Annotated in this window: 4 protein-coding genes; all 4 read right to left on the bottom strand. The window is 64.2% G+C overall.

Features of this window, described 5'->3' with window-relative positions:
* On the bottom strand, positions 1 to 301 hold a 301-nt coding region (locus tag VIG32_08180), incomplete at its 3' end, for a hypothetical protein (GenBank protein HEY8297982.1).
* Between the two features lie 88 nt (positions 302 to 389).
* On the bottom strand, positions 390 to 1,283 hold the full coding sequence (locus tag VIG32_08175) for an EamA family transporter (GenBank protein ID HEY8297981.1): 894 nt from the start codon (positions 1,281 to 1,283) through the stop codon (positions 390 to 392).
* Positions 1,280 to 1,795 carry a GNAT family N-acetyltransferase gene (locus VIG32_08170; GenBank protein ID HEY8297980.1) on the bottom strand — a complete coding sequence of 172 codons (516 nt, stop codon included), beginning with the start codon at positions 1,793 to 1,795 and terminating at the stop codon, positions 1,280 to 1,282. The genes VIG32_08175 and VIG32_08170 overlap by 4 nt, the downstream gene beginning before the upstream one ends.
* A gap of 5 nt (positions 1,796 to 1,800) precedes the next feature.
* A complete protein-coding gene (locus tag VIG32_08165; protein ID HEY8297979.1) occupies positions 1,801 to 3,384 on the bottom strand; it encodes a carboxyl transferase domain-containing protein in 1,584 nt (527 codons plus the stop codon).
* Positions 3,385 to 3,610: the final 226 nt, after the last annotated feature.

The following is a 3,610-nucleotide window of genomic DNA, read 5'->3' as shown; positions in this document are numbered from 1 at the left end:
CTTTGCCGGGTCCGTTCCCGTAGTAACCGATGTCGAACGGGTCGGGCCCGTCGCTTGCATAAATGCTGTGATAGAACGGATCGTCGTTCGGAAAGCGCACCGAACTCCCGGCGCCGATCACGATGACGTCGGGCATAAACGCCTTGTTGGTATTGCGAACTTCAACCGTCACCGCGGAGGGCGCCGGCGCCCCCGCGACCCAAACCGCCACCGCATCCCCGCGCCCGGAAAGCGTCGCCGCCGAACACTGCGCGGCCATAACCAGCGCAAGCACCGCAATCACCATCCCAATTCGAATCATACCGTCCCTATCGGCCCAACCACCCCCCCGCATTATCCCTCGTTTGTCATCCTGAGCCTGTCGAAGGACGGAGCCTGTCGAAGGACGCTCACCCTTCGCAGGTGGGGATTTCGGCTATGCGGGTGCGGGTGAGGGCGATCCAGACGCCGGCGATCACGAGGGCGGCGCCGATGAGTTCGCGCAAGCCGAACGCTTCGCCGCCGAAGACGATGCCCACGATCACCGCGAGCACCGGAATGATCAGCGCCGAAAGACCGACGATCCACGCCTCAATGCGCTGCAGCAGCCAAAGATTCAGGAAGAACGCGATCCCGCTGCCGAAAACGGCGAGATAAAGCACCGCACCGATCGAGCGGATGGCCAACGCGTGCGTCGCGTCGACGTGCTCGGTTGAGAAGCCGATGATCGACATCACGATGCCGGCGAGCAGCATGGCCGGCGGCAAGATCACGATCGGATCGACGTCCGAGTGCCGCTTCGCGTAAACGTTGGCGAAGCCGGAGGAGGCGGCGGCGGCGATCGCCGCGAGCGCGAACCATACCGAGCCCCGCGCGTCGCCCGAGAGCGAGATCGCGCCGACGCCGCAAAATGCCAGAAACGCCCCGACCCAGGTGCGGGGTGTCGTGCGCTCGCCGATCAAATAATGCCCGAAGGCAAACGTAAAAAACGGCAGTACGCCGAACAGGACGGCGACGAGCCCCGAACTCAAACGCGTCTCCGCCGTGTACGTCAACACGTAGTTGAGGCCGAAGAGGAAGATCGAGAGCACGACGATCAGCTTCCACGGCGTTTTGTGCAACGGCAGCACTTTGCGCCCGAAGCCCGCGATCGCGTAGAGCAAAAGCCCGGCTACGACGAAGCGCATTCCGGCGCCGGCGATCGGCGGCAGATACTGCAGCCCCACCTTGATCGCGAGCCACGTCGTGCCCCAGATCGAGCACATGAAGATATACGCGAGAACGATTCCCGTACGCGCGCTCATAGGCTCGTCACCGGAAACCGCCAGACGAGACACCCATCCAGCTGTCCGTCGCGTTCGAACCCGTTCTTGCGCAGCACGGCCATCGAGGCGTCATTATCCGGGCGCGTGGTGGCCGTGACCGTCGTCACGTCAGCGCGGGCGCGCGCCCACCCGAGCATGCCGGCCACGGCCTCAGTCATCACGCCGCGATTGCGAAACTCCGCGTACATACCGTAGCCGATCTCGATCTCGCCGCGGTCGTTGGGCGGCCCGCGAAAAATGACGTCGCCGACGGTTCGGTTCAGCTCGCGGTGGATGACGGTCCAGATCGTGTAGAAGAGCAGCTCGGAGTCCACGGCCGCGCGGGCCTTGGAGACGATCAAGTCCTCGAACGATTTGCGCGTCGCGGGCGACATGTCGCGCGAAACGCTCCCGACGCCGAGCGATTGCACGACCAGCGGGTTTTGATCCATGTATTGATCGAGCTGCTCCTTCGTGAGCGCCACGATGCGCAACCGCGCCGTTTCGACCACCGCCATTACATGCGGAAGACGCCGAACGCGGTGTTCGGCAACGGTGCGTGCGCGGCGGCGTCGAGACCCAGCGCGATGACTTTGCGCGTGTCGAGCGGGTCGATGATTCCATCGTCCCACATGCGAGCGGTCGAGTAGTAGGGGCTGCCTTCGCGATCGTATTTCTCGAGAATCGGCGCTTCGAAACGCGCCTTCTCCTCCGGCGACATCTCGCCTTTGACCGTCGAGAGAACGCTCGCGGCCTGCGGGCCGCCCATCACCGATATACGCGCGTTGGGCCACATCCAGAGCTGGCGCGGCGAATACGCGCGCCCGCACATGCCGTAATTGCCGGCGCCGAAACTGCCGCCGATCACGACCGTGAATTTGGGCACTTCGGCGCAGGCGACCGCGGTCACCAGCTTCGCGCCGTCCTTGGCGATGCCGCCGTTCTCGTACTCTTTACCGATCATGAACCCGGTGATGTTCTGCAAGAAGAGCAGCGGCGTTCCGCGCTGCACGCAGAGTTCGATGAAGTGTGCGCCCTTGAGGGCGCTCTCGCTAAAGAGGATGCCGTTGTTGGCAACGATGCCGATGGGGTGCCCCTCGATGCGCGCGAAGCCGCAGACCAGCGTCGTGCCGTAGCGCGCTTTGAATTCGTGGAACTCCGAGGCGTCGACGATACGCGCGATCACTTCACGCACGTCGTAGCCAATTCGCGCGTCCGACGGAATGATGCCGTAGATCTCGCGCGGGTCGTACTTGGGCGGGCGCGATTCGATCGCGTCCCACTGCAGCGGGTTCTCGCGATGCAGGTTCGAGACGATCGAACGCACGATCGCGAGCGCGTGCAGGTCGTCGTTGGCGAAATGATCGGCCACGCCCGAGATGCGCGTGTGCACGTCGGCGCCGCCCAACTCTTCGGCGGTGACGATCTCGCCGGTCGCCGCCTTGACCAGCGGCGGACCGCCGAGAAAGATCGTGCCGGTCCCCTTAACGATCACGGTCTCGTCGGACATCGCGGGCACGTACGCGCCGCCTGCGGTGCACGAACCCATGACCGCCGCGATCTGCGGAATCTTTTTACCCGACATGCGCGCTTGGTTGTAGAAGATGCGTCCGAAGTGCTCGCGATCGGGAAAGACCTCGGCTTGCAGCGGCAAGAACGCGCCGCCCGAATCGACGAGATAGATGCACGGCAGGTGGTTCTGCTCGGCGATCTCTTGCGCGCGCAGATGTTTCTTGACCGTCATCGGATAGTAGGTGCCGCCCTTAACCGTGGCGTCGTTGGCAACGATCACGCAGAGCTGGCCTTCAACGACGCCGATGCCGGTGAGCACGCCCGCCGCGGGTGACCCGTCGTCGTACATGCCGTTGGCGGCGAGCGCGGAAAATTCGAGAAAGTCGGCCCCCGGATCGACGAGCCGATCGACGCGCTCGCGAGCCGTGAGCTTGCCCCGCTTTCGGTGCTTGGCCGTGGCGGCTTCGCCGCCGCCGGCGCGGGTCGCGCTCAGCCGATCGCGCAACTCGGCCACCAGGCCGTCCATTCGTTCGAAGTTCGTCCGGTAGACATCGCTGCCGCGATCCAGGCGGGTCTCCAATTCACTCATCGCCGCGGCGTTTTCGTTGCCCGGGCGGCTTTGTCCGGTCGCGTGCGACCCGGCCGTTAATCCCGCCTTAAGCGAAAGCCACGCTTGGCTGAACGTGCGGTTAGATATTGGGCCCGCTAGGACGCAAGTGGACGAGAGTTCGTTACACTACTACTATGAGCGCAGCAAGCACGTCATCGACGCATACCGATATCGCCGGGATCGATCGTCCGCCGGGCGTCCTCGA

The sequence above is a fragment of the Candidatus Baltobacteraceae bacterium genome, assembly GCA_036559195.1.
In the GTDB taxonomy this organism is placed as follows: domain Bacteria; phylum Vulcanimicrobiota; class Vulcanimicrobiia; order Vulcanimicrobiales; family Vulcanimicrobiaceae; genus JALYTZ01.
Note: the sequence above shows the minus strand (reverse complement) of the source record. Positions and strands in the feature narration are given on the sequence as shown.

Excerpts from the sequence above, each read along its gene's own strand:
- VIG32_08165 (HEY8297979.1), bottom strand. The coding sequence starts at position 3,384 with ATGAGTGAATTGGAGACCCGCCTGGATCGCGGCAGCGATGTCTACCGG.
- VIG32_08175 (HEY8297981.1), bottom strand. The coding sequence starts at position 1,283 with ATGAGCGCGCGTACGGGAATCGTTCTCGCGTATATCTTCATGTGCTCG.